General features: G+C 65.2%; 21 protein-coding genes, 1 other RNA gene and 1 pseudogene. 17 read left to right on the forward strand and 6 right to left on the reverse strand.

Features of this window, described 5'->3' with window-relative positions; all coding sequences use genetic code 11:
- The first annotated feature begins 352 nt into the window (after positions 1–352).
- The 5 genes from GA0061099_RS11845 (at position 353) to GA0061099_RS11865 (ending at position 3,066) form a co-directional block, all read left to right on the forward strand.
- Positions 353–673, forward strand: a complete 321-nt coding sequence (locus tag GA0061099_RS11845) for a DUF4164 domain-containing protein (RefSeq protein WP_020608063.1) — start codon at positions 353–355, stop codon at positions 671–673.
- Positions 670–1,053: a cell division protein ZapA gene (locus tag GA0061099_RS11850; protein WP_035998340.1), complete on the forward strand. Its 384-nt coding sequence runs from the start codon at positions 670–672 to the stop codon at positions 1,051–1,053. The genes GA0061099_RS11845 and GA0061099_RS11850 overlap by 4 nt, the downstream gene beginning before the upstream one ends.
- Positions 1,054–1,336: 283 nt before the next feature.
- Positions 1,337–1,497, forward strand: a non-coding RNA gene (ssrS, locus tag GA0061099_RS11855) — 6S RNA.
- A gap of 170 nt (positions 1,498–1,667) precedes the next feature.
- Positions 1,668–2,264, forward strand: coding sequence for a 5-formyltetrahydrofolate cyclo-ligase (locus GA0061099_RS11860; protein WP_036021727.1), 597 nt, complete (start codon positions 1,668–1,670; stop codon positions 2,262–2,264).
- Positions 2,242–3,066 (forward strand): TIGR00282 family metallophosphoesterase, encoded by an 825-nt coding sequence (locus GA0061099_RS11865; RefSeq protein ID WP_035998346.1) that lies wholly within the window; start codon positions 2,242–2,244, stop codon positions 3,064–3,066. Before GA0061099_RS11860 ends, GA0061099_RS11865 begins: the two co-directional genes overlap by 23 nt.
- A gap of 163 nt (positions 3,067–3,229) precedes the next feature.
- On the opposite strand, the gene GA0061099_RS11870 is transcribed toward GA0061099_RS11865, so the two are convergent.
- The 4 genes and pseudogenes from GA0061099_RS11870 to GA0061099_RS11885 all read right to left on the reverse strand — a co-directional run bounded on the left by GA0061099_RS11870 (position 3,230) and on the right by GA0061099_RS11885 (position 8,653).
- Positions 3,230–3,817, reverse strand: coding sequence for a GNAT family N-acetyltransferase (locus tag GA0061099_RS11870; RefSeq protein WP_085971997.1), 588 nt, complete (start codon positions 3,815–3,817; stop codon positions 3,230–3,232).
- Between the two features lie 104 nt (positions 3,818–3,921).
- Positions 3,922–5,058 (reverse strand): DSD1 family PLP-dependent enzyme, encoded by a 1,137-nt coding sequence (locus tag GA0061099_RS11875; protein WP_036021732.1) that lies wholly within the window; start codon positions 5,056–5,058, stop codon positions 3,922–3,924.
- Positions 5,059–5,340: 282 nt separating this feature from the next.
- A pseudogene (locus GA0061099_RS42735) lies at positions 5,341–6,764 on the reverse strand (methyl-accepting chemotaxis protein).
- A gap of 140 nt (positions 6,765–6,904) precedes the next feature.
- Positions 6,905–8,653 carry a methyl-accepting chemotaxis protein gene (locus GA0061099_RS11885; RefSeq protein WP_074447695.1) on the reverse strand — a complete coding sequence of 583 codons (1,749 nt, stop codon included), beginning with the start codon at positions 8,651–8,653 and terminating at the stop codon, positions 6,905–6,907.
- Between the two features lie 216 nt (positions 8,654–8,869).
- Between GA0061099_RS11885 and GA0061099_RS11890 the strand changes: the two genes are divergently transcribed.
- From GA0061099_RS11890 to GA0061099_RS11925, 8 genes are all read left to right on the forward strand, one after another.
- Positions 8,870–9,616: a YebC/PmpR family DNA-binding transcriptional regulator gene (locus GA0061099_RS11890; protein WP_035998371.1), complete on the forward strand. Its 747-nt coding sequence runs from the start codon at positions 8,870–8,872 to the stop codon at positions 9,614–9,616.
- A gap of 79 nt (positions 9,617–9,695) precedes the next feature.
- The gene (gene ruvC, locus GA0061099_RS11895; protein ID WP_036021738.1) at positions 9,696–10,223 is read left to right on the forward strand and encodes a crossover junction endodeoxyribonuclease RuvC; all 528 of its coding nucleotides are present in this window, start codon (positions 9,696–9,698) and stop codon (positions 10,221–10,223) included.
- On the forward strand, positions 10,220–10,837 hold the full coding sequence (gene ruvA, locus GA0061099_RS11900) for a Holliday junction branch migration protein RuvA (RefSeq protein ID WP_035998377.1): 618 nt from the start codon (positions 10,220–10,222) through the stop codon (positions 10,835–10,837). The genes ruvC and ruvA overlap by 4 nt, the downstream gene beginning before the upstream one ends.
- Positions 10,834–11,298 (forward strand): hypothetical protein, encoded by a 465-nt coding sequence (locus GA0061099_RS11905; protein WP_035998380.1) that lies wholly within the window; start codon positions 10,834–10,836, stop codon positions 11,296–11,298. The genes ruvA and GA0061099_RS11905 overlap by 4 nt, the downstream gene beginning before the upstream one ends.
- Positions 11,295–12,347, forward strand: coding sequence for a Holliday junction branch migration DNA helicase RuvB (gene ruvB / locus GA0061099_RS11910; protein WP_036021740.1), 1,053 nt, complete (start codon positions 11,295–11,297; stop codon positions 12,345–12,347). The genes GA0061099_RS11905 and ruvB overlap by 4 nt, the downstream gene beginning before the upstream one ends.
- A 128-nt stretch (positions 12,348–12,475) precedes the next feature.
- Positions 12,476–13,396 (forward strand): metallophosphoesterase, encoded by a 921-nt coding sequence (locus tag GA0061099_RS11915; protein WP_036021743.1) that lies wholly within the window; start codon positions 12,476–12,478, stop codon positions 13,394–13,396.
- 68 nt (positions 13,397–13,464) lie between these two features.
- Positions 13,465–13,914, forward strand: coding sequence for a tol-pal system-associated acyl-CoA thioesterase (ybgC, locus tag GA0061099_RS11920; RefSeq protein WP_036021745.1), 450 nt, complete (start codon positions 13,465–13,467; stop codon positions 13,912–13,914).
- A 79-nt stretch (positions 13,915–13,993) separates the two neighbouring features.
- Positions 13,994–14,461 (forward strand): nuclear transport factor 2 family protein, encoded by a 468-nt coding sequence (locus GA0061099_RS11925; protein ID WP_036021747.1) that lies wholly within the window; start codon positions 13,994–13,996, stop codon positions 14,459–14,461.
- A 194-nt stretch (positions 14,462–14,655) separates the two neighbouring features.
- Here the strand turns inward: GA0061099_RS11925 and GA0061099_RS11930 are convergent, their stop codons facing one another.
- Entirely contained in the window at positions 14,656–15,363 is a 708-nt protein-coding gene (locus GA0061099_RS11930; protein WP_036021750.1) for a type 1 glutamine amidotransferase, read from the reverse strand.
- Positions 15,364–15,391: 28 nt separating this feature from the next.
- Complete coding sequence (locus GA0061099_RS11935; protein WP_036021753.1) at positions 15,392–16,318, reverse strand: LysR family transcriptional regulator; 927 nt, start codon at positions 16,316–16,318, stop codon at positions 15,392–15,394.
- A 151-nt stretch (positions 16,319–16,469) separates the two neighbouring features.
- Here GA0061099_RS11935 and GA0061099_RS11940 point away from each other — a divergent pair, with 151 nt between their 5' ends.
- Genes GA0061099_RS11940 through GA0061099_RS11955 form a run of 4 tightly spaced genes read left to right on the forward strand, consistent with a single transcriptional unit; the run spans position 16,470 to position 19,906 of the window.
- Positions 16,470–17,426: an N-carbamoyl-D-amino-acid hydrolase gene (locus GA0061099_RS11940; RefSeq protein ID WP_074447730.1), complete on the forward strand. Its 957-nt coding sequence runs from the start codon at positions 16,470–16,472 to the stop codon at positions 17,424–17,426.
- A gap of 37 nt (positions 17,427–17,463) precedes the next feature.
- Positions 17,464–18,291 carry an ABC transporter substrate-binding protein gene (locus GA0061099_RS11945; protein WP_036021757.1) on the forward strand — a complete coding sequence of 276 codons (828 nt, stop codon included), beginning with the start codon at positions 17,464–17,466 and terminating at the stop codon, positions 18,289–18,291.
- Positions 18,288–19,145 carry an amino acid ABC transporter permease gene (locus GA0061099_RS11950; RefSeq protein WP_036021759.1) on the forward strand — a complete coding sequence of 286 codons (858 nt, stop codon included), beginning with the start codon at positions 18,288–18,290 and terminating at the stop codon, positions 19,143–19,145. Before GA0061099_RS11945 ends, GA0061099_RS11950 begins: the two co-directional genes overlap by 4 nt.
- Entirely contained in the window at positions 19,142–19,906 is a 765-nt protein-coding gene (locus tag GA0061099_RS11955) for an amino acid ABC transporter ATP-binding protein (protein ID WP_036021762.1), read from the forward strand. Before GA0061099_RS11950 ends, GA0061099_RS11955 begins: the two co-directional genes overlap by 4 nt.
- Positions 19,907–19,919: the final 13 nt, after the last annotated feature.

Here is a 19,919-nt window from a genome sequence, read left to right on the forward strand (position 1 = left end):
AAATGAAGCGCTTGGCGATGGTTGCCCGCGCGGGGAGAAGCCTGGCGGCCACTGAAGGTTGGCGCTGGGATAGCACCTCGGTTCCGGGAGTCCAAGGCAATCGAACGCCGGTTTGGCCGCAAAAGTTGCCTGTGTGGACATCGGTTTTCCGCCGGGATCGCGCCGGGCGGAAGCGACGCAGCGACACGTCGTCCCGATTGAACAGTGCATAGTTTTGCGGCGGCGTTGCGCTTGGCTAGCTTGCTTTGTAAATTTCTGCTTCTAACCGCTTGCCGAACCGAGTCTTTTGCCGGACGGCAAGCTCCAGGGAAAGGCCACTGGGCAAAGGCCGCCAGGTTCCGCCGCTGACTGCATGAACGATCGCGTATCCAACAGTTCCGCCATGACGGAGTCGTCCGCCGTCGAGATCGAGATTGCGACCCGCAGACTCATGGCGGCGCTCGATGCGCTCGAAAGTGCGGTGGAGCGGCGTCGCGATGCCGATCGCGACGAGAACGAGCTTGCGGCGCGAATCCAGGCGCTCGGCGCGGATCGCTCGCGTCTTGCCGACGAGCTCGACGGCGCGCTGGTGAAGGCACGCAAGCTCGAGCGCACCAATCGCGAGATTTCCGACCGGCTGGATTCCGCGATCGTCACGATACGCTCGGTGCTCGATACCGGAGAGGACGGATGAGCCACATCAACGTCACCATCAACGGCCGGCAATATCGCATGGCCTGCGAGGAGGGCCAGGAGGTGCGGCTGCTCAAGCTCGCCGAGACGCTGGAGACGCGCATCCAGTCGCTGCGCGGAAAATTCGGCGAGATCGGCGATGCGCGCCTCACCGTCATGGCTGCGCTCACCGTGTGCGATGAGCTGATCGACACCACCAACCGCGTCCGCACCCTTGAGCAGGAATTGACCGAGCTCAGGGATTTCCGCAATGCCGCCGTCGAGCGCGCCAGGATGACGCAGACCGCGGTGGTCAACGCGCTGAACGCCGCCGCCGAGCGCATCGAGAAATCGACCCAGGTCCTGAACCGGACGGTGGGGAACGGCATCGCGATCGGCTGAAGCTCGATAGGAGCCGTGCCCTTACCCTCCCCTGGAGGGCCCCGGAGGGGGAGGGTCGATCGCGCGTAGCGCGAGCGGGGTGGGGTGATCTCTCCACACGAACAGTGCCCGTGGGGAGAGATCACCCCACCCCGTCTCACATTTCGCTGCGCTCCATGTGAGCCGAACCACGGGCGAGCTTCGCTCGTCCCGGACCCCTCCAGGGGAGGGTAAGAAAGCGCGCAGCGGAAGCCGCACTCTCGTCGCACTGGCGATTCGTCAGTACAGTTGTTACATTGCCTGCGCGAGGCTGCGACGTGCGTCAGGAGCCATATATCCCCGGGGCCTTATCGATCCTTTAGGGAACTGTCCCTGGCCGGGCCCGTGGGCTCGGACATATGGTGCCCACCTACTTTCGTAGGGAACTCCGGGATCGAGTGCTTCAACGGCGTTCGCGGCTTCGCACTTTCGTTTGCTTCGTTTGTGCTTGTTGAAACGACTGCGGCCAATTCAACAGGTGTCATTCCCCGCGAAGGCGGGGAATCCAGTACGCCGCGGCCCTTGTGTGAATCACCACCGCCTCTGGAATACTGGATCACCCGCATTCGCGGGTGATGACGTGGGGACCAAAGCACATGTCCAACTCCAAAGCCGAGCTCCGTGCCAAAGCCCTCGCCAAGCGCGATGCGCTGAGCGAGAAGAAACGCATCGCGGCCGCCGCAAAGCTCGCCAAGCGCGGGCTACCGTTCAAGCTGCTGCCCGGCAGCATCGTCTCCGGCTATTCGCCGATCCGCAGCGAGATCGATCCGATGCCGCTGCTCGCAAAGCTCGCGGAAGAGGGCGCCAGGCTGGCGCTGCCCTGCGTCACCGCGCGCGGCCAGTCGCTGATCTTCCGTCTCTTCCATCCGAACGACCGCCTGATGCTCGGCCCGCTCGGCATTCCCGAACCTTCACCTGCTGCGGCCGAAGTCATTCCCGACATCATGCTGACGCCGCTCGCCGCCTTCGACCGCCTCGGCCATCGCATCGGCTATGGCGCCGGGCATTACGATTTCACCTTCGCGCATTTGCGCAAATCCAAGCACATCGTCGGCATCGGCCTTGCGTTTGCAGTGCAGGAGATCGAGGCGGTTCCGGCACTATCCCACGACGTGGCGCTCGATTATGTGCTAACGGAATCGGACGTGTTCGATTTCCGGAGTTCTGAAGTTGCGCATTCTCTTCGTGGGTGACGTCGTCGGCCGTAGCGGACGCGAGGCCGTCTCCGAATATCTGCCCGGCATGGTCAAGGACTGGTCGCTCGATCTCGTCGTCGTCAACGGCGAGAATTCGGCCGGTGGCTTCGGCATCACGGAAGCGATCTACCAGGAGTTTCTCGAGGCCGGCGCCGACGCGGTGACGCTCGGCAATCACTCCTGGGACCAGCGCGAGGCGCTGGTGTTCATCGAGCGCGCCGACCGCCTGGTGCGCCCCGCCAACTATCCGCGCGGCACGCCCGGCCGCGGCGCCGCCTTGGTCGAGACCAAGAACGGCAAGCACGCCCTCGTCGTCAACGCGCTCGGCCGCGTCTTCATGACCCCGTTCGACGATCCCTTCGCCGCGCTCGAGCGCGAGCTTGGCGCCTGTCCGCTCGGCGTCGCCGCCGACGCCATCGTCGTCGACTTCCATTGCGAGGCCTCAAGCGAGAAGCAGGGCATCGGCTTCTTCTGCGACGGCCGCGCCAGCCTCGTCGTCGGCACGCACACGCATGTGCCGACCGCCGATCACCAGATCCTCTCGGGCGGGACCGCCTACATGACCGACGCCGGCATGACCGGCGATTACGATTCCATCATCGGCATGCAGAAGGAAGAGCCGCTGCGGAGGTTCACATCAGGAATTCCGTCCGGCCGCTTCGAGCCGGCCGCAGGCGCCGCGACGCTCAGCGGCGTCGCCGTGGAAACGGACGATGCGACAGGGCTCGCGCTCAAGATCGCGCCGGTGCGCGTGGGTGGAAGGCTGGAGCCGACGACGCCGAAATTCTGGTTGAGCTGAAGCGCGAGCGAAATCACCCGGTGTCGTCCCCGGACGATTATATCAACTTTGCCCTCAGCAGCGGACATCGACGGGCAACAAGGGAACTCCGCTTTGGGCCACAAGCGGAAGTCAACAGTCATTGGCGGCTGCGAGCCCTTCTCTTCGACAGATTGGATTCCGTTCAAGAAGCTGTCCGCAACATTGGTGTCATCGTCGGCGAAGAACCATGTTGTATCTCGCCGATGATCTTGAAGCCGTGGCGTTCATAAAGGGAGATGTTTCGCGGATTCGAACTTTCGAGGTAGGCGGCGATGCCCTCCTCGTCGCATCGCCGAAGAGCGTGCTTCATCAACAATGTGCCGAGACCTTGGCCGATCCAGTTCGGATCGGAGGCAATGAGAGGCAGATACCAATGGGGCTCGTGGGGATGATGTTCGGCCATTCCCTGGAGCATGTGTCCAATATCATCGGCGATCTCCGGACGCAGGGATTGCGCCATGAGTGCGTCCATGGCCGTTTCATCGGGCTCGACGCCGGGCGGCAGCCACAGGGCGGCCGCGCGAGCCCCTTCTGTGATGTAAGCTGTGCCATGCTCGAATGCCCGTCCGCCAAATGCCTTGACGAATTGAGGCATAATCCTGAGATATTCGGATGAATCGGGCCAAACCCAACGCGCCATCGGATCGGCTGCAAAGCCAAGTACAATGGTGCTGATAGTGCTTGCCTGAATGTTGGCGCCCGCAGATTTGATTTCCGAGTCTGCGCTCATGATATCGTCTCCAAGTCGTCGATGGCGTCGGCCACATCCATTCTAAGATGCAGCACAGGATAGTGGCCGGGCGCTACGGCGTCGCGCGCAATCACGCGTCAATCTCAGGTGACCGCGCCCCGCGCCGCGACTGGCCAAAGTGCCTCCACGCGGGAATCCGGCGTGTTGAAGCCGCGCACGCCGACATACCAGTCGTAGAGATTGACGGTCGGGTCGCAATGGCCGGGGATCAGCGTCACCTTGTCGCCGATCGCCAGTCGCGACGAAGCGCTGTCGAAATCGAGCAAGCCATGCTCGTCAGAGGGCCGATGATAGCGCAGATCGGGCCGGCCGAGCACGACCGGAAATCCGCTGTCGTTCGACAGAGCCTTGTGGCCGGCATCGATGACCGCGTGTTCGCCGGCGCCTGTGCTCATCACCGTCGCGATCACGAACAGCGCATGCTCGAACGGATTGGCGTTGCGCGCCCCGTCGGCGAGGTTCTTGGCGTAGTCGGCGTCCATGAAGATATAGGAGCCCGCCTGCAATTCGTTCCAGATGCCGCTCGCGCCTTCGAGCTCGAATGTGCCGGTTCCCGCACCTCCAATCGTCCGGCACTGAAAGCCCGCGTCCTTGAGGACGCGCAGTGTCTCCGCGGTCGCGTTCGCGGCACCGGCGATGGCACCGCGCCGCTCTTCCGGCGTGCGCAAATGCTGGGCAGAGCCGTGATAGGCCTGCAAGCCGCCGAACGATAGGAAGCGTGAAGCCGCCACCTGCCGCGCCAGGGTGGCCGCCGCCGGCCCCGGCCTGACGCCGCAGCGACCGGCGCCGACGTCGATTTCGACCAGGACTTCGATTTGCGATCCTGCCCGCTCCGCGGCGTGCGACAGTTGCTCGACCATGATCGCATCGTCCACGCAAACGCTGATGCGTGCGTGGCGAGCGAGGCCTGCGAGCCGTTCCAGCTTCCGCAGGCCCACCACCTCATTGCTGACGAGCACGTCACTCACCCCGCCCGCAACCAGGATCTCGGCCTCGGCGACCTTCTGGCAGCAGATGCCGATTGCGCCGCGCGCTATCTGCTTGGCCGCAATGATCGGTGATTTGTGGGTCTTCGCATGCGGACGCAAGCGAACGCCGAGCTTGCTCACCGCCGCCGCCATCGTGTCGAGATTGCGCTCGAAGGCGTCGAGGTCGATGATCAGCGCCGGTGTATCGATCTCGGAAAACGGCGCGCCGATTTGGGCGGGTGGACAGGACATCGAAAAGCCCGCTTGCTGTGTTCGGGTTCGCGCGGATGCGCGGCGGCATTTCTACGGCAACGTCGGCCGCCGCACCAGTGCAGTCGGCTTTTGTGCTCGGCGGACGGCGGGGAGAACCGCACGCCTCTCACAATTTCGGAATAATAGCATTTTGCCCCTGTTTTGCCCGACGAGTCAACGCGCGCCGGGGCCCGCCGGCGTAAGCCATTGATTCCGCACACCCCGGCTACTGTGCATGGGGTTGTTTTTTAGGTTTTGAGTCAAAGGCCTTAGCGCCGCCCGTCAGCCCTGCCGGAATCCCATCCGGAAGGCGCCCCAGTGCTTGCCGCGGATCATGATCGGCGAGGACAGGTCCTTCATCAGCACGAACTGCCCGCCGCCCATGTCGCGGCGATAGGTTTGCAGCAGGAAGGGTTTTGTGTTGGCCGCGACCTTCTTCACCGCGCGGTCGGTGAACAGGCGGCGGTTGCGGCAATTGGCGTTGTTCCAGACCGGGTCCTTGCCCTGCGGCAGGCGGTAGTTCGGATTGTGGGTCGGAAGGTAGCCGCCTTTGGCCCAGGCGACGCAGAACACGATGCGCGGATCGGAGTTCTGGATCGGGTCCTGGATCGCGGGCAGCACGCGGTCGGTGAACTCGACGTAGTTGGTCAGGTACTGCTTCGGATCGGTGCCTGATATCTCGCGGTAGGTCTCGTCCATGAGCTGGTCGAGCGTGATCTCGCCGCGGTCGATCGCAGCTTCGAACTCGGCCGAGATCCGCTTCGCGGTGTCGACGACGATGCGGATCAGCGGCGCGTCCGACGTCTCCACGCCGCTGTCGGCGATCAGCGCGATCAGGCCTTCGGAGGCGTCGAGCAGCTTTGCTACCCGCTCGTCGGCGCTTCGGAGGTCGCGCGAGGAGAGGTCGACGCCCTTGGCGAGCTCGTTGAGCTCGCTGATCACGGTGTCGCAGTGGCCGAGGTTGGAGGTCGCCGCGCGCGCGACGCCGTCGATCTCGGCTTCGACCGAGGCGAAGCCCTGCTGGACCCGCGAGATGATGACGGAGATCGCTTGCGCGCCTTCGCCGGCGGTCTTGCGCGCTGCGAGGCGTCGCTGCTCTCGCCGATCAGGCCTTCGATCTGGCCGTCGAGATCGCGCACGGTGTCGGAGATCTCATGTGTGGCCTGGCGCGTGGCCTCCGCGAGGTTCTTCACCTCGCTTGCGACCACCGCGAAGCCGCGGCCGGCAGTGCCGGCGCGCGCCGCTTCGATAGTGGCGTTCAGCGCGAGCAGATTGGTCTGCTTGGCGATCGCCTCGATCGAGTCGGAGACCTTCGCCACCTGCGCCAACGCCGCGCCGACCGCGGACAGGCGCGCCTCGATCCGCTCCACCGCGGCGACGAGCTCGGAGATGTGGCTGACCGCGGTGTCGACGGCGCCGCGCGACTGCGCGATCTCGCCGACCGCGGCCGACGTCGTGGTTTGCACCGCCTGCGAGGCATTGGCGATGTCGTGGTTGGCCGAGACCATCGTCTCGGCCGTCTTCTGCAAATGGTGAAACCGTTCCGACTGGCTCGCGACGCGGTTGGCGACGTCCTGGACGTTGCCGGCGATGTCGGCGAGCTCGACGCCGAGACCGCCGATGCGGTCGGCGAGCTGGTCGATCAGGCGTTCGGCGAGCGTCCGGTTGGAGGCGGTGTCCAATACGGCAAGTTGTGCAGAGGACATGTACGGGCTCTCTCCAGTCGGAGCCGTTGATCGGCTCCTTGGCGGCATTCCGATTCCAGGTCCGACCTTAGAGGATGATTCGCGCCCGGCGTCTTGCCCAGGAGTGCAGGTGCGTGCAGGTGCGTGCACGCGCGGGAGCGCTACAGCTTGTAGGCCGTGCGGAAGCCGCCCCAGTGCCGGCCCTGCACGCGGATCGGGACGTCGATCTCCCGCATCATCACCGTGTTCCCGTTGCCCATGTCGCGCGCATAGCTCTGGACCAGGTAGGATCGCAGGTTGCGCGCGGCGGCCAACCCCGCCGGATCGTTGAAGATGCGCCGGTTGCGGCTGTTGGCCGTGTTCCAGGCGACGTCGCCCGGCCGCTGCGGATGCGAATAGATCTTGTTGTGCACCGGCAAAAAGCCGTTGCGGTCGACCATGGCGCAGAACGCCATCCGCGACTCCCGCGCCAGAAAGGCTTCCTGGAACGGCGGCAGGGCGCGGTCGGCCCAGTCGAGATATTTGGTGCGGTATTGCTGCGGATTGGTGCCGGCGATTTCCAAATAGTCCGTGTCGAAGAGGTCGTCGAGCTTGACCTCGCCGCGCGCAACCGCCTTCTCGAATATCTGCGTCAGCGCATTGCCGGCTTCCATGGCACGGGTGACGAACTCGGTGTTCTCCTCATGGATCGACCAGAGCTTGTCCTCGATCTTCTCGTTGAGAGCGGCGGTGGCGCCGACGAATTGCGCGCGGGCGCCGGCCTTGGATTGCTCGATCACGCGCAGGCGGCAGGCGCCGATGTCCTCTAAGCTGCCTTCGATCGTCGCTTGCGTTGCCAGCCGGCTTGCGTCCGCGCCGCCGATCAGCACGCCTTCCATCGCGATTTCATAGACCGGCATCACGGCGCGCGCGGTTTCGAATTCGAGGTGGCAGGGCAGCCGCTCGGTCTTGCGGCGGTCGTCGTGCTCGCTCTGGCGCAGCAGCACCGCGCAGCGCGATTTCAGCTTCTGGGCGAAGGTGGTGACGGCCTTGCCGGCGCTGGCGACGCTCTCGCCATGGGTCTCGGCCGCCTTGGTCGCCGCGTCGATCTCGGCCGCGCTCTCGCCGACCGAGATGATGAACTCCGAGGCGCTGGCGGCATTGCCGGAGACTTCGCTGGTCGTGGCATTCTGCTCGGCGACCGCGCCGTTGACGGTGTCGAACACCGGACGGATCGCCTCGATCGCCTGCGAGATGCGGTGCACGGCGTCCGCCGAACCGGCGGCGTCGCGCTGCAATGCGTCGATCTTCTTCGTGATCTCCTCGGTCGCACTCTGGGTCTGCACCGCGAGCGCCTTGACCTCGGTGGCAACGACGGCAAAGCCTTTTCCGGCTGCGCCCGCGCGCGCGGCCTCGATCGTCGAGTTGAGCGCGAGCAGCGTGGTCTGCCGCGCGATCTGCGCGATCAAATTGACGACGTTGCCGATGGCGGCGGAGGATTCGCGCAGGCGGTCGACATTGGCGCGGGCTTCCTGCGCGGCGGCGCTGGCCTCGTCGGCGAGCTTGCCGGCTTCCCGGACCTGCGCGCCGATCCCTTGCGCGGACTGGGTGAACTTGTCGGCGGCATGGGCGAAGGTGGAGGCGGTGGATTGCGCCGCGTTGGTCCGGCCGGTCAGGGCGTCGGTGCGGTCGCGAATGGCAGCGAGGGTCGCCGCGGTCGCCTCGGCGCCGCCGGCCACCGAATTGGCGGCGCGCTCGAGCTGGCGGATCATGGCGCCGAGCTCGAGTTCCAGCAATTCCAGGATTTCCCGGGCCGAATCACTTTCGGCGGTCGGGGCGGGTGCGGCAGGGGCCGCCGGCTGCGCAGCTTCCGGGGCTGCCGCGGGCGCGGCCGTGTCCGGCAGACGCTTCCGAAATAATCCGAACGCCATCGGGTCTCTCTTGTCGGGGGACGGTCGGGCGCTATTTTCGCAGTCCGGAATGAAATCAGGGTTAACGGTGCCCATCTAGGCAGGCGCCGTTACGGCGGCTACCTTTACAGTGCTACCTCAGGCGCAGCCGAGCCCTTTGATTCCGGTGGGTTGGCGGCCTATAAGGCCGCGCTTCCCACGCTCATCTTTGGCTGACGATTTCTCAAGAGACCACGCATGGCCGGACATTCCCAATTCAAGAACATCATGCACCGCAAGGGGCGGCAGGATGCCCAGAAGTCGAAACTGTTCGGCAAGCTGGCGCGGGAAATCACCGTCGCCGCCAAGCTGGGCACCCCCGACCCCGCCATGAACCCCCGCCTGCGCGCCGCCGTGATCGCTGCGCGCCAGGAGAACATGCCGAAGGACAATATCGAGCGCGCCATCAAGAAGGCGCTCGGCAGCGACGGCGAAAACTATGACGAGATCCGCTACGAGGGCTACGGCCCCGGCGGGGTCGCCGTCATCGTCGAGGCGCTGACCGACAATCGCAACCGCGCCGCCTCCGACATCCGCTCCTTCTTCACCAAGTCCGGCGGCAATCTCGGCGAAACCGGCTCGGTCTCCTTCATGTTCGACCGCACCGGCATCATCGAATATGACCGCAGCGTCGCCTCCGACGATGCGGTGCTGGACGCCGCGATCGAGGCCGGCGCCGACGACGTGGTCTCGGGCGAGAACGGTCACGAGATCTACGCCTCGACCGAAAGCTATCGCGACGTCGCCAAGGCGCTGGAAGCCAAGTTCGGCGAGCCGCGCAAGGCCGCGCTGATCTGGAAGCCGCAGAACACGGTTGCGGTCGACGACGAGACCGGCGAGAAGCTCCTGAAACTGATGGACCTGCTCAACGAGCACGACGACGTGCAGAACGTCTACGCCAATTTCGAGGTGTCGGACGCGCTTGTTGCGAAGATGGGCGGGTAGGGCTCGACGGCCCTACTTCCCTTGTTACTTCCGTTCTGTTTCTGTTTCCTCCAGGGCAGCCAGCCGCTATCACTGGCGCATGACTGCGCTCCCGATTCGTGACCCCGTTCGCATCATCGGCATCGACCCCGGCCTGCGCCGCACCGGCTGGGGCGTGATCGAGGCCGAGGGCAATCGCCTGATCTACGTCGCCTGCGGCTCGGTGGAACCGCCCGACGATTTGCCGCTGTCGAGCCGGCTGCTCGCGATCCATGAAGGGCTCGCTTCCGTCTTGTCCGATCACCGGCCGGTGGAAGCGGCGGTGGAGCAGACCTTCGTCAACAAGGACGGCGTTGCGACGCTGAAGCTCGGCCAGGCCCGCGGCGTCGCCATGCTGGCGCCGGCAATGTTCGGCATCTCTGTCGCCGAATACGCGCCGAACCAGGTCAAGAAGACCGTGGTCGGCGCCGGCCACGCCGACAAGCAACAGATCGCGATGATGCTGAAGATCCTGCTGCCGAAGGCCGAGCCCCCGTCGGCGGATGCCGCCGACGCGCTCGCCATCGCCATCACCCACGCCCATCACCGCCAGAGTACCGCTCTCAGGCTGAAGGTGGTGGGGATATGATCGGCAAGCTCAAGGGCTTGATCGATTCCTACGGCGAGGATTTCGTCATCCTCGACGTCGGCGGCGTCGGCTATCAGGTACATTGCTCCTCGCGCACCTTGCAGCATCTGCCCTCGCCGGGTGAGGCCGCTGTGCTGTCGATCGAGACCTATGTCCGCGAGGACCAGATCAAGCTGTTCGGCTTCCGCACCGATCAGGAGCGCGAATGGTTTCGCCTGCTCCAGACCGTGCAGGGCGTCGGCGCCAAGGTCGCGCTGGCCGTGCTCGGCACACTGTCGCCGGCCGATCTCGCCAATGCCATCGCGCTGCGCGACAAGGCCGCGGTGGCGCGAACGCCCGGTGTCGGCCCCAAGGTCGCCGAGCGCATCGTCACCGAATTGAAGGACAAGGCGCCGGCCTTCGCCAATGTCGATCCCGCTGTCGTGCATCTTGCCGGCGCCGTCGACGACCAGCGCGCACCGCGGCCCGTGGCGGATGCGATCTCCGCGCTGGTCAATCTCGGCTACGGCCAGCCGCAGGCCGCCGCGGCGATTGCATCGGCCTCGCGCAGCGCGGGTGAGGGCGCCGAGACGGCGCAGCTGATTCGATTGGGTTTGAAGGAACTGGCCAAGTGAACAACGGCCAGCGCCTCTCCGAGTGGGGTCAAGGTGCGGCACGCCAGCATTTGCGGCGCCTCGGCCGTATGTTCGTCGTCGTCTTCTGCGGAACACTTTTTGCCGGGTATCTTGCAATGCTGGCGTTCTCGGCATCAGGTTGTTTTCTTAGTCGTGTCATTCGATGCTTTTCGGTCTCGCGCGACCTGATCGGGTTCAGCTGGTTTGCCGTGAAAGGCTTGTTCTTGCCTGCGGCCGTTGTGGCCTTGATGGTTGCAATCTTCCTGCAAATCCGAGGCTCCGTTGTCTGGTGGGACGTTCTCGTTGCAAGCTTGCTTTCGGCGCTGGTGATTGGCTCTGTTGGAAGAGCACTGAGTGAACCGGCTGAGGCATTTGTCTTGCTTGTGGTAAGTTTGATCTTCTTTGCAGGTGCTCAAGCTGCCCTTCTTATCGACAAGCGACTGTGCAGGACTTCCGCATGACCACTCCCCCCCGCATGGTCTCGCCCGAGCGCCGCAGCGACGATGTCGGCGACACCGCGCTGCGGCCGCAATCGCTGTCCGACTTCGTCGGCCAGGCGCAGGCGCGCAAGAATCTCTCGATCTTCATCGAAGCGGCGCGCAAGCGCGGCGAGGCGCTGGACCACGTGCTGTTCGTAGGTCCCCCGGGGCTCGGCAAGACCACGCTGGCGCAGATCGTGGCGAAGGAGCTCGGAGTCGGTTTCCGCGCCACCTCGGGGCCCGTGATCGCCAAGGCCGGCGATCTTGCCGCCCTCTTGACCAACCTCGAAGAGCGCGACGTGCTCTTCATCGACGAGATCCATCGCCTCAGCCCGGCGGTGGAAGAGGTGCTCTATCCCGCGATGGAGGACTTTCAGCTCGACCTCATCATCGGCGAGGGCCCGGCGGCGCGCTCGGTCAAGATCGAGCTGTCGAAATTCACGCTGGTCGGCGCCACCACGCGCGCCGGCCTTCTCACCAATCCCTTGCGCGACCGCTTTGGCATTCCGGTCCGGCTCAACTTCTACACGATCGAGGAGTTGGAGAGCATCGTCAGCCGCGGCGCGCGCGTGCTCAACGTCGGCATGAGCGCCGATGGCGCCAACGAGATCGCGCGCCGCGCCCGCGGCACGCCGCGCATCGCCGGCCGCCTGCTCCGCCGCGTGCGCGATTTCGCCTCGGCGGCCGATGCCGACAAGATCGACCGTAAGATTGCCGACCATGCGCTGAGCGCGCTCGAGGTCGATGCCGCAGGGCTGGACGCGATGGATCGGCGCTATCTCTCGACCATCGCGCTCAACTATGGCGGCGGACCGGTCGGCGTCGAGACCATGGCTGCGGCCTTGTCGGAGCCGCGCGACGCCATCGAGGACATCATCGAGCCCTATCTGATCCAGTGCGGCTATCTGCAGCGCACGCCGCGCGGCCGCCTGCTGACCTCGCACGCCTTCCGCCATCTCGGTCTCGCCGAGCCCCCGCGCGATGCGGCGGCGCAGTTCGGCCTGTTCGGCACGGATGACAGCGACGAGTGATCTGCCGAACCTCGCGCTGTTCCGGCTTGATGAATTTCCGTTAACCTCGTGCAGACGATCTGCACGAACGCACCCCAATTCCGCTCCAATCGGATATCATCAAGGCGCCGCATCATCATCGGGCTTCCATGATCACGCGCCGTCATCTCATCCGTTCCATCGGCGGTCTGTCCGCCCTCGGCGTCTCGACCGCAGCCTACGGCGTCGGTGTCGAGCCGGTGCTGCGCCTTCGCGTCACGCGCTATCATCCGATGCCGCGGCAGTGGCCGGCGGATTTTCCGCTGAAGATTGCCGCCATCGCCGACATCCATGCCTGCGATCCCTGGATGTCGCTGGAGCGCATCGAGGGCATCGTCGACCGGACCAACGCGCTCAACGCCGATCTCATCGTGCTGCTCGGCGACTATGTCGCCGGCCTTCACCATGTCACGCGCTTCATTCCGTCGAGCGAATGGGCAAGGGTATTGGGGCGCCTGAAGGCGCCCCTCGGCGTCCATGCCGTCATGGGCAACCACGACTATTGGGATGACAGAACAGTGCAGCAGGCGGGGCACGGGCCGACCATCGCACATCGGGCGCTGGAGGCGGCCGGCATCCCCGTCTACGAGAACGATGCTGTGCGCCTCACCAAGGACGGCCGTCCGTTCTGGCTTGCCGGCCTCGGCGATCAGCTCGCCTTCCTGCCGGCGCGGCGCTTCCGGAGCATGGCGCACTTCGGTGCCGACGATCTCAATGCTACGCTGGCGAAGATCACCGACGATGCGCCGGTCATTCTGCTCGCGCACGAGCCCAATGTCGCTCCGCTCGTGCCCGCGCGCGTCGCGCTGCAATTGTCCGGCCATACCCATGGCGGCCAGGTCCGCCTGCTCGGCTGGTCACCGGCCGTCGCGCCCAGGAACGGCCTGCGTCTCGCCTATGGCCATTTCCGCCTGAAATGCGATCTCATCGTGTCCGGCGGCCTCGGTTGCAGCATCATGCCGCTCCGCTTCGGCGTGCCGCCTGAGATCGTCGAGGTGACGCTGGGAAGGTCAGGACCGGTCGTGTCCTAACACGCTTGCGCGTCCGGCTGTTTTTGCGCAAAACGTGCCGGTTACCGACCAGCGAAGAGGCTCCGGACGTGACAGCTCATCTCGACGGCGAGATCCGCGACGGCCGCCACCACATGCAGGTCCGGGTCTATTACGAGGACACGGATTTTTCCGGCATCGTCTATCATGCCAATTACCTGCGCTACATGGAGCGCGGACGCACCAATCATCTCAGGCTGATGGGTGCCGAGCAGCAGGTGCTGTTCGAGCAGACCGAGACGGACGGCGCGGGCTTCGCCTTCGTGGTGCGCTCGATGCATCTGGACTTCCTGAAGCCCGCGCGAATGGACGACGTGCTCGACGTCGTGACCTGGCCGGTCGCGGTGAAAGGGGCGTCAATCATGCTGGCGCAGGAGGTGCGGCGCGGTGACGACGTGCTGGTGAAAGCCGAGGTCCGCGTCGCCTTCATCAGCGGCGGCCGGGCCCAGCCGATTCCGAAGTCGATCCGCCAGCTGATGAAGGCCGATCTGGTTACGTGATCGCTCGATAGCGGATCGCCTATCGACTCTGCCAATTGCGACGATACATTCGCGGTCCCGATCAACCGATGAGGCCACCATGTCGCGCCCGCCGCTTCCACCCTTCACCCGCGAGACCGCCGCGCAAAAGGCCCGCATGGCCGAGGACGCCTGGAACTCACGCGATCCGGTGCGGGTCTCGCTCGCCTATACCGAGGACAGCCGCTGGCGCAACCGTTCGGAAGTTTTTCAGGGCCGCGAAGCCATCGTCGCCTTCCTCACCCGCAAATGGGAGAAGGAGCAGGATTACCGCCTGATCAAGGACCTCTGGGCCTTCGACGGCAGCCGCATCGCGGTGCGCTTCCAGTACGAATGGCACGATGCAAGCGGCCAGTGGTACCGCTCCTACGGCAACGAGCAATGGGAGTTCGACGAGCACGGCCTGATGAAGCGGCGCGAGGCCTCGATCAACGACATCGCCATTGCGGAGAAGGATCGCCGGTTTCACTGGGCGGCGCCGGGCCCGCGGCCGGCCGATGTGCCGGGGCTGGGAAGCGAGCCGTTCTGATATTTTCGCCAGCAACGCTGCTTCACCCTCTCCCCTTGCGGGAGAGGGTGGCTCGCCGCATAGCGGCGAGACGGGTGAGGGGTCTCTCTCCTCACGAGCAGTCCGGCGAATGGATAGAACCCCTCATCCGGCGCTTCGCGCCACCATCTCCCGCAAGGGGAGAAGGGAAGACGAGTGCGTCTCGAGCTTCGTAGTCAGGTGCGCTTAGCCAGAAACCGCGTAATCGCCCCGCCGAGCTTCGCATTATCCATCGGCTCCGCCAGCGACGCCCTCGCCGTGGCAACGACATCCTCAGGTGCCTTGCCATCGCGCAGATCGCAGCACACTTGCGCGAACCCGACATCGAATTCCGGATGCGGCTGCACTGTCAGCGTTGCGCCATTGGCATAGAGCAGGCCGGCATGCGGGGTGAACTCGGAGGAGAGGATCGTCAGCGCCTCGCTTGGCGGCTCGATCACCTGGTCCTGATGCGAGGCGGCGACCGCGACCGCTTCACCGTCGATGAGGCCGTTCTCCGGCAGCACCTGATAGACATGCCGGCCGATGCCCCAGCCCTGTTCTGATTTGCGCACGGTGCCGCCGAGCGCCTGCGCGATCAGCTGGTGGCCGAAGCAGACACCGACCATCGGTGTCTTGTTGGCGTAAGCCGTCCGCACGAAATCTTCCAGCGGCGCGATCCAGTCGAGCCCGTCATAGACCCCGGCCGCCGCGCCGGTAATGAGGATGGCCTCGAGCTTGCTCGGATCGGGCAGCGCATCGCCGTTGGGAATGCTGACGACCTCGATCGTCGCGGCCGGCTCCTCGGCGCGGATCATGCGCGCGAACATGTCCGGAAACGAACCGTGGCGCTCGCGGTATTTTTGCGGCACCTCTCCGGTCTCGATGATGGTGATGCGTGCCATGGGCCTCCCGGTCAAAAGGTTGCGAAGCTCAGCCGCTTTCTGCCCCATGTTGCTGGTGCGGCGCTGTGCGCTCGAGCAAAGCGCTCTCCTTGCGGATCTCGTTGAGAAAGGCCTTGGCCAGACGCGACAGCGGCTCGGCTTCAGACCATAGCATATAGGCGACCGCCTGCGTCGTCGGCGTGAACGGACGGACGACGAGGCCGCTGCCGCCGTTCTGCCGCGGCGAGAAAGGATCGACCACCGCCGCGCCGACGCCGGCGGCGGCCAGCACGCAGGCCGTGTTGCAGTAGCGCACCTCGACCGTCGGCCGGAACGGCGCGCCGGCGCGGGCAAAGCTGTCGCGCACGGCTTCGCCGAGCCGCGTGCCGCGTTCGAGCCCGATGAAGGGTAGGCCGGAGAGATCGGAAGCGGAGATCATCGGCCGGTCGGCGAGTGGATGCTGTGGCGGCAGCACGCAGACCATCTCGCCGGTGTGCACCACCTCATGCGCGATCCCTGGATGATGCGTGAGGCCGAGCGCGAAGCCGAGTTCGGCGACGCGGCTCAGCACACCCTCGATGATGCCCTCATAGCGCCGTACATCGAAGAACACCCGCGTCTCCGGGCGGCGGCGCAGGAAGCCCGACAGCGCGGACGGAATGATGCTGTACGCGAGCGGCGGCGTCGCCACGATGGCGAGATGCCCGGACCGGTTCTCGCGCAAATCGCGCATGCGGTTCTCGAGCTTGGCGTGCAGCGCGAAGATCGCCTCGCTCTCCTTGTAGAGCGCCATCGCTTCGGCGGTCGGAAACAGCCGGTTGTTGACGCGCTCGAACAGCGCAAAGCCCGCCTGCGCCTCCATCGTCTTCAGCGCGTTGCTGACCGCCGGCTGCGACAGCGCCAGCTCGTCCGCCGCCGCCACCGTGGTGCGGTGGCGGATCACGGCGCGAAGGATCTCGAGCTGACGCAGGTTCATATCACTGCCGATTATAGTCAGGGCCAAAACATCATAGCAACGCGAATTGATTTTGCAGCACCGCTCGCCCGTAATGGCAGCGGATTTGCACGTCGCATCAAAGGGTTCGTTCGCCCATTGAGGCAGCACTGCGCACAGATTGGAGGCAATCTTGGTTCGTGTCCTTCGCGCCGCAGCCGCTCAGATGGGGCCGACGCAAAAAGCCGATACGCGCGAACACACGTTGTCGCGGATGCTCGACATGCTGGAGGAGGCGGCCGGTCGGGGTGCGAGTCTTGTGGTGTTTCCGGAGCTCGCCTTCACCACCTTCTTCCCGCGCTGGCTGCTCGAAGGCGAGGCCCTCGACCGGTATTTCGAGCGCAGCATGCCGAACCCCGCGGTGGCAAAGCTATTCGATCGCGCACGTGCGCTGCGCGTCGGCTTCTATGTCGGCTATGCCGAGCTGACGCCGGAGGGGCGGCGCTACAATTGCTCCATCCTGGTCGATCGCGACGGCGAGGTTCTCGGCCGCTATCGCAAGGTGCATCTGCCGGGCTCGGTCGAGCCGCGTCCGGGCGCGCGCTACCAGCAACTCGAGAAGCGCTACTTCGAATATGGCGACCTCGGCTTTCCCGCCTTCCGCGCTGGCTCGTCCTGGGCCCATGCCATCATGGGCATGATGATCTGCAATGATCGTCGCTGGCCGGAATCCTGGCGCGTGCTCGGTCTGCAAGGAGTCGAGCTCGTCTGCATCGGCTACAATTCGGCGGCCTACGATCCCAACGGCGGCACGACCGAAGACGGAGCCTTGCGCACCTTCCACTCGACGCTGGTGACCCAGGCCAACGCCTACATGAACGCGACCTGGGCGATTTCGGTGGCGAAGGCGGGCGAGGAGGACGGCTCCGGCCTGATCGGCGGCTCCTGCATCGTTGATCCCAACGGCCGCATCGTCGCGCAGGCGCAGACGCTGGCCGACGAGGTGATCGTCGCCGACATCGATCTCGACCTCTGCCGCCAGGGCAAGGACAAGATGTTCAACTTCGCCGCCCACCGGCGGCCCGACCAATACAGGGTGATCACCGAGCGTGCCGGAATCATCGAGCCGGCCGTTCTCGACGCGGATTGATCAACGGCCGGTCGCAGCATTGGCAAAAGGAGCTGACATGACACGCCTCTCGTATTTGCTTGCCTGCGCAGCGCTGGCTGCGGTGACGTCGGCGCGAGCCGCCGAGCTGCCGGCGGAGATCAAGCAGGCTGGTACGCTGAAGCTCACGGTCAATTCCACCTACGCGCCGATGGAATATCGCGACCCCGCAACCAACGAGCTGGTCGGGCTCGACATCGATCTGGCGAAGGAGCTCGCCAAGCGGCTCGGAGGGCTGAAGATCGTCTGGAGCGAGACGCCGTTCGCCGAGCTGATCCCTTCGCTCACGACCAAGCGGGCCGACTTCATCATTTCCGGCATCTCCGATCGTGCCTCGCGGCGCGAGACCGCCGACTTCGTCGATTACCTCGCAACCGGCCCGCAGTTCTTCGTGATGGCGGAGAGCGCGGTCAAGGACGCCACCGATCTCTGCGGCAAGAAGGTCGGCACCACCCGCAGCACCAGCTTCCCGGTCGAGATCGAGAAGTGGAGCAAGCAGAATTGCGAGCCGGCCGGCAAGCTCGCGATCCAGTACGTTCCGGGCGAGAATTCCATCGATGTCCGCAACCAGCTCAAGCAGGGCCGCATCGACGCCGCCGTGCAGGGTAGCGAGACGTTGCCTTATGCGCAGCAACAGGAGCCCGGCAAGTATCGCATCGTCGGCGAGCCCTTTGCCAGGGGCTATCAGGGCATCATGTTCCGCAAGGACGATGCCGCCTTGCGCGAAGTCGTGACCGAGAAACTCGCGGCGATGATCGCTGACGGCTCGTACAAGGCCATTCTCGACAAATGGGGCTTGGGGACCAATGCAGTCGCCCAGCCCATGCTGAACGCGGCGCCGCAATGAAGCAGGCGCCGGCACTCGCGCAAGGATTTCCCGATCTGTCGGGCATGCGGATCGCGCGCGAGCCGCACTGGTTTCGCTGGATCAGCGCGGCCCTGATCGTCCTCGTGCTGGCGGCGATCGCGCGCGCCTTTGCGAACGGCCAGATCGAATGGTCCTATGTCAGCCGCTTCCTGACCGCAAAGGTCATCCTCGAAGGCATCGTCAACACCATGGTGATGGCGGTGCTGGCGATGATGCTCGGCATCTTCCTTGGCATCGTCGTCGCGATCATGCGGCTGTCGCCCAATCCGGTGCTGAAGTCGGTCGCCGCCGGCTACACCTGGCTGTTCCGCGGCACGCCACTGATCCTGCAGCTGCTGTTGTGGTTCAATCTCGCGCTGGTGTTTCCGACCATCGGCATCCCCGGCCTGTGGTCCGCGCGCGCCGTCGACGTCATGACGCCGTTCCTTGCCGCGCTGCTCGGGCTCGGCATCAACCAGGGCGCCTACACCTCCGAAGTGATGCGCGCCGGCATGCTGTCGGTCGATATCGGGCAATATGAGGCGGCGCAGGCGATCGGTATGGGACGGCTGCGCGCGCTGCGCCGCATCGTGCTGCCGCAGGCGATGCGCGTGGTGATCCCGCCGCTCGGCAACGAGTTCATCGGCATGGTGAAGGCGACCTCGCTCGCCAGCGTGATCCAGTATCCGGAGCTGCTGCACAATGCCGAGAACATTTACTACGCCAACTCCCGCGTCATCGAGCTGCTGATCGTCGCCGGGCTCTGGTACCTGCTCGCGGTCTCGATCCTGACACCGCTCCAGATGTTGCTCGAACGCCGCTTTGCACGCGGCACATTGCGGCTGGCGCGATGACAAAGCCGCTCGTCGCGATCCGCTCCGTAGCCAAGAACTTTGGAGAGTTTCGGGCTCTCAAGAACGTCTCGCTCGACGTCTGGCCCGGCGAGGTGATGTGCCTGATCGGCGCCTCCGGCTCCGGCAAGACCACGCTGCTCCGCTGCATCAATCAGCTCGCCACGATCGATGCCGGCGGCATCTGGCTCGACGGCGAACTGCTCGGAGTGCGCGAGCAAGGCGGGAAACTCCATCGCCTGAGCGAGCGCGAAATCGGGCGGCAGCGGCTCAAGACCGGCATGGTATTCCAGCGCTTCAACCTGTTTCCGCACAAGACCGCGCTGGAGAACATCACGGAAGGCCCGACCCAGGTGCAGGGGCGCAAGCCGGATGAGGTGCGCGCCGAGGCGACCGAGCTGCTTCGGCGCGTCGGATTGTCGGCCAAGGCCGACTGGTATCCGGCGCAGCTCTCCGGCGGCCAGCAGCAGCGCGTCGCGATCGCGCGGGCGCTCGCCATGAAGCCGATGCTGATGTTGTTCGACGAGCCCACCAGCGCACTCGATCCCGAGCTGGTCGGCGAGGTGCTCGCGGTCATGAAGGAGCTGGCGCGAAGCGGCATGACCATGATGGTGGTGACGCACGAGCTCGGCTTCGCCCGCGAGGTCGCCGACCGCGTCGTCTACATGGATAAGGGCGCGATCGTCGAGCAGGGCCGCGCCTCCGACGTGTTGGGCGCGCCGCGCGAGGAGCGCACCAAGGCATTTCTTTCGGCAGTGATCTGACATTGGGGGTATG

The sequence above is a fragment of the Bradyrhizobium yuanmingense genome (assembly GCF_900094575.1).
In the GTDB taxonomy this organism is placed as follows: Bacteria; Pseudomonadota; Alphaproteobacteria; order Rhizobiales; family Xanthobacteraceae; genus Bradyrhizobium; species Bradyrhizobium yuanmingense.

What these genes read in the sequence shown, in the direction of transcription:
- GA0061099_RS11945 (WP_036021757.1), top strand. Translation starts at nt 17,464, where the DNA reads ATGACACGCCTCTCGTATTTGCTTGCCTGCGCAGCGCTGGCTGCGGTG.
- GA0061099_RS11885 (WP_074447695.1), bottom strand. Translation starts at nt 8,653, where the DNA reads ATGGCGTTCGGATTATTTCGGAAGCGTCTGCCGGACACGGCCGCGCCC.
- GA0061099_RS11935 (WP_036021753.1), bottom strand. Translation starts at nt 16,318, where the DNA reads ATGAACCTGCGTCAGCTCGAGATCCTTCGCGCCGTGATCCGCCACCGC.
- GA0061099_RS11850 (WP_035998340.1), top strand. Translation starts at nt 670, where the DNA reads ATGAGCCACATCAACGTCACCATCAACGGCCGGCAATATCGCATGGCC.
- GA0061099_RS11950 (WP_036021759.1), top strand. Translation starts at nt 18,288, where the DNA reads ATGAAGCAGGCGCCGGCACTCGCGCAAGGATTTCCCGATCTGTCGGGC.
- GA0061099_RS11875 (WP_036021732.1), bottom strand. Translation starts at nt 5,058, where the DNA reads ATGTCCTGTCCACCCGCCCAAATCGGCGCGCCGTTTTCCGAGATCGAT.
- GA0061099_RS11955 (WP_036021762.1), top strand. Translation starts at nt 19,142, where the DNA reads ATGACAAAGCCGCTCGTCGCGATCCGCTCCGTAGCCAAGAACTTTGGA.
- ruvC (WP_036021738.1), top strand. Translation starts at nt 9,696, where the DNA reads ATGACTGCGCTCCCGATTCGTGACCCCGTTCGCATCATCGGCATCGAC.
- GA0061099_RS11925 (WP_036021747.1), top strand. Translation starts at nt 13,994, where the DNA reads ATGTCGCGCCCGCCGCTTCCACCCTTCACCCGCGAGACCGCCGCGCAA.
- GA0061099_RS11930 (WP_036021750.1), bottom strand. Translation starts at nt 15,363, where the DNA reads ATGGCACGCATCACCATCATCGAGACCGGAGAGGTGCCGCAAAAATAC.
- GA0061099_RS11860 (WP_036021727.1), top strand. Translation starts at nt 1,668, where the DNA reads ATGTCCAACTCCAAAGCCGAGCTCCGTGCCAAAGCCCTCGCCAAGCGC.
- ruvA (WP_035998377.1), top strand. Translation starts at nt 10,220, where the DNA reads ATGATCGGCAAGCTCAAGGGCTTGATCGATTCCTACGGCGAGGATTTC.
- GA0061099_RS11870 (WP_085971997.1), bottom strand. Translation starts at nt 3,817, where the DNA reads ATGAGCGCAGACTCGGAAATCAAATCTGCGGGCGCCAACATTCAGGCA.
- GA0061099_RS11915 (WP_036021743.1), top strand. Translation starts at nt 12,476, where the DNA reads ATGATCACGCGCCGTCATCTCATCCGTTCCATCGGCGGTCTGTCCGCC.
- GA0061099_RS11845 (WP_020608063.1), top strand. Translation starts at nt 353, where the DNA reads ATGAACGATCGCGTATCCAACAGTTCCGCCATGACGGAGTCGTCCGCC.
- GA0061099_RS11890 (WP_035998371.1), top strand. Translation starts at nt 8,870, where the DNA reads ATGGCCGGACATTCCCAATTCAAGAACATCATGCACCGCAAGGGGCGG.
- ruvB (WP_036021740.1), top strand. Translation starts at nt 11,295, where the DNA reads ATGACCACTCCCCCCCGCATGGTCTCGCCCGAGCGCCGCAGCGACGAT.